Below are 6,910 nucleotides of genomic sequence, written 5' to 3'. Positions count from 1 at the left end.
CGCCCGGGCCGCCTGATTCGGACCTTCATCGTCTCAAGTCGCACGCTTCACGGCCGTTCTCGCATCGCCTGAAAAAACAAAACCCCACGCTCCGAAAAACGTGGGGTTCGTCAGCAGTCTGCGGCTCCCCCAGTAATGGGGGAGCCTTTTTTTTTTCGTCCATCGTCAAGCTGGTCATCGCATGATTGCAAGGCAGATTACGACGATCGCTGCGAAAACTTTCCAGAGTCGCCACAGCTCGCTCGACCACAGCACGCCCGCCGTGCCCGCGAGCAACATAACGACGCACAGGTCATTGTTGAAGTGCATGCTTTGCAGCATCGCGGCGAACCACCACAGCGCCACCGAGGCCGCGAAGATAATGGCGCGGCGCGCGAAAAACGACAGCGCGTTGAATTTCAAGTACCAGGCCGCAAACCGGTTCATGATCGTCATTTCAACCTTCCTCCTTTTCACGCGAGGCATATGCGTGCGCGGCTGTACCAGCGTAGGCGCCCGCGATGCACGTCGCGAGCACCGTCGCGAAAAACAGCCACGTGTGGGCTTCGTTCAGGGGCAGGCCTTTGCGAACGATTTCGATCAGTTCCAGCATTTGATTCTCCACTTTGATTTTTGCGTCGGTGCACCGCGCGTTGCGCGATGAACACCGAAGCCATGACCTATCTTGCCATCTGGTACCGAAAGTCAAGCGACCTGAGCGCTGCGGTTAGAAGTATGCTCCGAAGGCATCGGCGAGCTCCTCGGTGTTGTGCCCGTCAAGGCTAAGGCTGCTCTGCTCGTTGGGAGTCACGATGCCGGTGGCAACGGGCGCAGTGAAATCAGCCCGCCCGATTCCCGCCCGATCGAAACTGTCGGGCTGAAATATTGGCGCATTGGTCGGCGTAGCCACGGGCGTCGCAGCTCCAATCGCAATGCTCGTTGCCGGTTGTGCAGAGACGCCTCGCAGTGCCGCTTCGGCAAGTTGCCGCAGAACGGCTGCCCGCTCGCGATAGGACTTCGCTTCTGACAGCCGGGCATGCAGCAGCGGCGTGGTCACCGAATCGATGACCACCTTCATGTCGAACTTTTCGCTCATGCTTTCGCAGTCGCGCGCTCGCGGGTCAGGCCAGCTTCGCCAACGATCAGAAAGCCCTTGGCGTTGGCCATGCACGGCGTATCGATCACTTCGAGCGTCACGCGCGGGAACGCCTTGCGGATCGCTGGCGCGTACAGTGCGCCTCCGCCGCCCGAGAGGATGATCGATCGCACGCTCGTCAGCTGCCCGACGTTGTTTTGCATTTCCTTCACGACGCCGGCGATGACCGGTTGCGACTGTTCGAGGTACGGGTCGAGATTGATGTCGTTGCCGTAGAAGAAGAACGGTTTGCGCTCACGCAGGGCCTTGTCGATGCGCTCAATGTCTTCGACCTGTTCGTCCTGGTCGCGCGAAATAAGCGCGGCGATGCGCTGGTAGATCTGGGATGCACCGCCCGGGATGCCGTCGCTGCGCTTGTCGTCCATCGTGAAGCCGTTTGCATAGACCCAGTCCGTCGTGAAGTAGCCCACGTCGATGACCAGATGCGCGCTGTCGCGGCCGAACTCGCCCTGACGGTTGGTCGAAGCGGCGACGAGCGAGCCGAGCGGCTGCGGGATGACGACGACCTTTTCGATGGTGACGCGACCCGGGCCATAGTCAAACGTGCCCGTGAAGCGGTCGCGCAGCGCCGTCGAGTATTTCTTCATGTTGTGGACGGGCAGGCCGAGCACCAGGCGCTCGATCTGCGTGACGCCGGCGAAGTGGATCGCGCCCGCGAGCAGGGCCGCATAGTTGTCGGAGAGAACGAAGTCGTTCGAAAGTGCGCGGCCAGTATTGCCATAGGCCGCCGTGAGTGACACGTCAGGGCCTACCTCGTACTCGATCTGGTCGATTATGATCGTGACGACCTTACGCGACGCGAGTACACCGTCACCGTAGCCCGACAACGCACGGCTCGCCGCGAGCGGGGCGAGCGAGGGAAACATGCCGGTGGCGATGCTGCCGCTGGCCGCGCGGTGAGCGTACTTGGTGTTGCCATAGCCAACGTCGACTGCGAAGACGGAAGTTTTCAAGGTGACTCCATTCGATATGAGTGGTCCGCGCTGAAGTGACAGGAAACTGACAGACAAGTATCAGTTTGAATTGCCGCATCAACGCAGGGCCGCCGAATATCAGATATCTGACAGATAAGTGTCAGTTTGGATGGTTCGACGGGTTTGCTGGTTAAACTGACAGTTTTCTGTCAGTTCTGCCTGGTTTCCAGTCTATCGAGCGTTCAGCAAAGTCAAGTCAACGAAAGCCAGCCGCTTCTGCCTATCTTTCGCCCGAGTAATTTGCGCCCTTGGCCGTATCCTGTGCATACCTACCGCGTCTATGACGCATCGATGCCGAGTGCTGGGTACTCGCACGTCCATACCTTCAGGCCCGCAACGGGCCAAAACACAGTAGTGACCGGGTCGCACAGTGATGCGGCCTTTTTCTGAATCAAATCAAGTCCACACTGCCGCACCTTGAGGGCCGCTGGACACTGCGATATCCATACGATTGGCGGCGGTTTGCCGCAATGTGACGCATTGAGGACATGTGCAGAGACCGGACACCGGACACCTCGCCAACTCAACTGCGCCTGTACACGCCCTTTCAGCGAAAGCTGGGTGCGCTCACGAAACCCGATACACGGCGGCGGAGATGAGCGACTTGGGGGCGGGGGAATTCATGCGGACCGGAAAACCCGGAGACACCGCGATTCCCTGACGGAAGAGAACACGGCGCGCGCGGCCGTCCACAAAACGCGTACAGGTATTGCCCGGCAATTAGCACTGGGCCGAAGAACCGCGAAGCGGTGCACGGCTCTGAGGCGCGCAAGCGTCGTGCTGGCAGGGTAGCCACGAAGCTGCATCGCGCGGGTTGGATCCGCGTAGCGCGACGGCAGTACGCCTCGCACAGAAACACGCCGGTGGCGGATTGCGCGAAGCGCGATTCGAGCCGGCAGGCAGCAGGTTGGACAGTCGGATTGCATGCACTTCCCATGCATCTGGCCGATCGGATGGAATCGCTAAAGGAAAGGAAGGCGGGACCCGGGCGCCGGGGATACGGCGTAGCCGCGCAGTTGGCGGTCAGAGACAGACCCGGAAGGATCGGCGTACGGCATCAGGTAGGGATGCTGCGATCGACGGGGAACGGACAACGAAGGTTGGCGGCGGCAGGCCGCGGGGGGTAACAGGACATGGCGGCAGTTCTCCACGTACGCGCGATCGTTAACGGTTACGGGTTTGGGCCGGAATTTCGAGACGCGCTATTGAAGCTGTTTGATGAGAACGTTGCACGCGTTCACAGCACGACCCGGATCAGTAACAGGGCGCTGTCGATCAAGACGCAGGGATTTCGGGCCACGGCGTTGTGCAAGTCTTTCCAGGAATTGCGCGTGGGCGGTTTTGCCCTTCAGACGCCATGGTCGCTAAAGCACAAGCATGTTAAGTATCTCGTCGATCTCTGGGTCGCGGCCGGACAAAGCGGCGGCACAATCGAGAACAAGCTGACCTATCTGCGCGCAATTGCGCAGTGGATGGGCAAGTCGAACTTGGTCGGAACGCTTGACGACTATGTTGATAGACAGGCCCTCGGCCTGAGACGAAGCTATGTGGCAACCGAGGACAAATCATGGGAAGCACACGGCGTCGACGCCGCTGCGAAAATCGCGGAGATAGCGCGAACCTGCCCATTTACCGCGGTACAACTGAAGTTGCAGGCCGCGTTTGGGTTACGCATTGAAGAGAGCTTCATGCTCCGTCCAGCAGAAGCTGCCCGCAATACACGAATGCTGGCCGTCACGCGAGGGACAAAGGGGGGCAGGCCTCGGGAAGTGCCCATCGAGGCGAAGGTCGGAATTCTGGAGGAGGCGGCCAGACTCAGCAACGGTCTGACGGGTTCTACGGTCCCCGCAGACCGGACGCTGAAGCAATGGCGTGAATGGTATTACTACGTCCTCGAAAAGCACGGGGTTACAAAGAAGGGCATGGGGATCACGAGTCACGGCTTGCGGCACGAGTTCCTTCAGACGCTATATAAAGACACGACGGGCGCACCGGCACCAATCAAGCGAGCGGGCGAACGTCCGGATCAACTGTTGCATGAGGAAGGAATGCGACGCGTGGTCGAGGCGGCAGGGCACACGCGAAGAACGAAGGCAAACGCGTATCTGTCGACCTTCGCGAAACAGGAACGCCTGCAAAAGAAGTTGCCAACGATTGACGAGGTGCGTGCTGCGCTGGCAAAAGCCGACGGCAACAAGAGTCACGCGGCGGCCGCACTGGGTATTTCGCGGCAGGCCGTGTATCGGATTCTTGGCGCTGGGGAGAATTTGCGATAGGATGCGGGCCGCTCAGGGAAATGACACTTAAAACAGTGCCTCATACGCCTCCGTGCAGAGGGGCAGGAAAGGCACAATGAATCGTCTCTCAAGTTCTGGTGACGGCCCTCGGAAAACACCAGAACACTTTCACAGCCGGCTCTCGTAGCCGGCTTTTTTTTTGGTGCGCCGAGCATGTGCAACAGCTTTTGGGGTGCGAGTCCCCTGCCCAACCTGTTGGTGGTGAAGGGCTAGCGAAACGCAAGGGGGTCGTCGTGAGGCGGGGTCAGACGGAAGCGTGTAGCAAAACCACGACCTGACGAACAGAGACCAGATATGAGGCCTAAGGGCGACGAGCCGACGCTCGGTCCGCCAACCCACCGGCAACTCGTCGCAGGTCCGAGTTGTTGTAACATTAGTCGACTGAAAGAGCGAATGAACTCGATTCACTGGTTTCCGCGAGGAGGACGCCCATGGCTTGGACTCCAGACGAGTCTCCCGCCGTCACGCTTGGGCGCCTGAACGTGGCCACTCCGGAGCTTGTTGAGCAGGAGCTTGCTGAGATGGCCCGGTGCATGGTCGCTGAACCGGCGAAGACCGTGCTTCCGGAGGGACTTTGCACACTCCTCGCCCTCCGGCGCGAACCGCTCATCGATCTGGCTATCGCGCACTACGGTGATCCGCAAGAAGCGCACGCAACGTACATGCGCAGCGTTGCAGGTACCGGCGACCTGATTTTCGACAAAGCAATTAGAATCGCGTATCTCGGAAACAGGACGGGGCAGTTCGATGGGTTGCTCCTCTCCGATGACGAACTCAGACATCTCGCGGTGAATGGTGACAAAGAAGAGGTCAGTGCAGCCTGCAAAAATCCGACCACCCAATCGGTCCTCTTGAATCTTTTCTGGAGGAGTTCCCTTTACGAGGGTGTCCCGCTCGAGCGAATTAACCAGCTTCTCAAAGCAACATCAACAAATACATTCTTCCGTACCCCCGATTGGGACTTGTGGAGCTGGGGGACGATTCGACATGACATCTTTCGTGGTCTCTTGCGGACGATCATCGACGCTCCAGTGGATAGCAGCTGGGCGCTTACGATCGTCATGCTGCTTGGTGAGATCCTGCCGGAGGACGCACCCGCTGCTGACGTTGACCCGATCGCCGCAATGGACCGCTGGCGCGATGCTAACCTGCGAGACCACAGGGGCGCGGAAGAGCAAGGTGTTTTTACCGGGTTGCCACTAGCGGAAGAAGTTCGTTGTTTGACAGCGATAGTCTTCTGTCGAAGGTTCGACGAAACGACCTTCAAGCCGTGGGGCGCGCTCGATGACGAAGATCTCGCACGCCGCTGCGCCTTCTATGCGACGGGGAAAATGCCGGTGGAAGCGTGCGAAGCCGCACTGGCTCGCGATGACGAAGCGGCGGCCGCGGCTTTAATACGGAATTCCGCCGCTATGCGCGACGACGCAACACGCCGTGCGATTGAGGAGCACTGCCGTGGGGATATGTACAACGCGTACGAACGAATGTGCGAGCGGCTGCGCAGTCGCGGCAGTTTGTCTGAGCCCCGGAGTATGTCCGCAAGGGACCAGGAGCGCGTGAGTTGCGAGCGCGCTGAACCTGAGAAGGTCACCCGAAATGACATCAAAGCGCTCGATATACGGTTCGCTGAATTGCGCCTTGCACTGACCGACCTCAGGATCGACGGCTTCAGGCAGACGGCCCTCATTGCGGTCGTTATTATCATTGCGTCGATTGCGGTGGCTCGCTGCCATGGCTAGTCTCCTTGCCGAGCATGCTCCGCGCAGAATCGATGACGCGTCGGTCCCGCACGGCCAGCCGTCGCATCCCGGCGCGAGCGCCTAATTTTAGAGCGCACCAGACGCCTAAATGTCAAAAATCCAGTCGCCTGCGAATGTCGCTTCTTGGACCGATCAGCGACGTTCACACAACGGTGCTGATGCTTCCCGGGTTTAAGACCTCCACGCCGCGACGTCCGCCCGCGCGTTGTCCGCGCAACCAAATCCCACTTCCCTCAGTCCCGTTTCATATGGCGGTTCGATATCCCGTCTCTTGGGTCGTAGCAATCGCGCGCATTGCGGCCGGTGTTGTGTGGAAAGATAAGGACTCCAGTGTGACAAACGATCGCACAACTCGCGGGAAGTTAATCGTAACGGCCATTGTCAAAACGTACGAAAGGGAAACGTAGGACGGGAGTTGACCATGAAGATCGCAGACGCATACCGATATGCACCGTGTTTATCCGCACGCGGTATTTGAGCCGGCCGCCCACGGCGATTTTGACGTGTATGAGCGGCGTATGTGCGTGCTCGCGTACGCGGACGGTGTGGGGGAAGAAGTCACTGGATAAGGGAAACGACATGAAAGACGCTAAACGAATCGCCGCCGCAGTACTTGCCGCTGTATTGCTAGCGGGATGCGGTGCGAAGTAAGCGTTGCTTGAGTACCGTCTAGACCGATGGCGCCAAAGTGGCCACAGTAGGCCCCACCAAACGAGTGGTGGAGACTACTTTGTCACCTGAGAT

At 59.3% G+C, this 6,910-nt stretch carries 7 protein-coding genes; 3 read left to right on the top strand and 4 right to left on the bottom strand.

Annotated elements, in window-relative coordinates; translation table 11 throughout:
- Positions 1–185, top strand: a 185-nt coding sequence (locus tag BN2475_RS35140) for a hypothetical protein (protein ID WP_218023748.1), incomplete at its 5' end; no start/stop codon positions are given.
- Here BN2475_RS35140 and BN2475_RS31015 read toward each other — a convergent pair.
- The 4 genes from BN2475_RS31015 to BN2475_RS31005 form a co-directional block, all read right to left on the bottom strand.
- Positions 175–435: a hypothetical protein gene (locus BN2475_RS31015; protein ID WP_094783200.1), complete on the bottom strand. Its 261-nt coding sequence runs from the start codon at positions 433–435 to the stop codon at positions 175–177. The genes BN2475_RS35140 and BN2475_RS31015 overlap by 11 nt on opposite strands.
- Position 436: 1 nt before the next feature.
- The gene (locus tag BN2475_RS34735; RefSeq protein WP_162844507.1) at positions 437–592 is read right to left on the bottom strand and encodes a hypothetical protein; all 156 of its coding nucleotides are present in this window, start codon (positions 590–592) and stop codon (positions 437–439) included.
- A 114-nt stretch (positions 593–706) separates the two neighbouring features.
- A complete protein-coding gene (locus tag BN2475_RS31010; RefSeq protein WP_094783199.1) occupies positions 707–1,075 on the bottom strand; it encodes a hypothetical protein in 369 nt (122 codons plus the stop codon).
- Positions 1,072–2,088: a PRTRC system protein D gene (locus tag BN2475_RS31005; RefSeq protein ID WP_094783198.1), complete on the bottom strand. Its 1,017-nt coding sequence runs from the start codon at positions 2,086–2,088 to the stop codon at positions 1,072–1,074. Before BN2475_RS31005 ends, BN2475_RS31010 begins: the two co-directional genes overlap by 4 nt.
- A gap of 1,154 nt (positions 2,089–3,242) precedes the next feature.
- Between BN2475_RS31005 and BN2475_RS31000 the strand changes: the two genes are divergently transcribed.
- Both BN2475_RS31000 and BN2475_RS30995 read left to right on the top strand, forming a co-directional pair.
- Positions 3,243–4,385: an integrase domain-containing protein gene (locus tag BN2475_RS31000; protein WP_094783197.1), complete on the top strand. Its 1,143-nt coding sequence runs from the start codon at positions 3,243–3,245 to the stop codon at positions 4,383–4,385.
- Positions 4,386–4,837: 452 nt separating this feature from the next.
- Positions 4,838–6,145, top strand: a complete 1,308-nt coding sequence (locus BN2475_RS30995; protein ID WP_094783196.1) for a hypothetical protein — start codon at positions 4,838–4,840, stop codon at positions 6,143–6,145.
- Positions 6,146–6,910 lie beyond the last annotated feature (765 nt).

This window comes from Paraburkholderia ribeironis (assembly GCF_900019265.1).
GTDB lineage: Bacteria > Pseudomonadota > Gammaproteobacteria > Burkholderiales > Burkholderiaceae > Paraburkholderia > Paraburkholderia ribeironis.
This window is presented reverse-complemented; position numbering and strand designations above follow the sequence as displayed.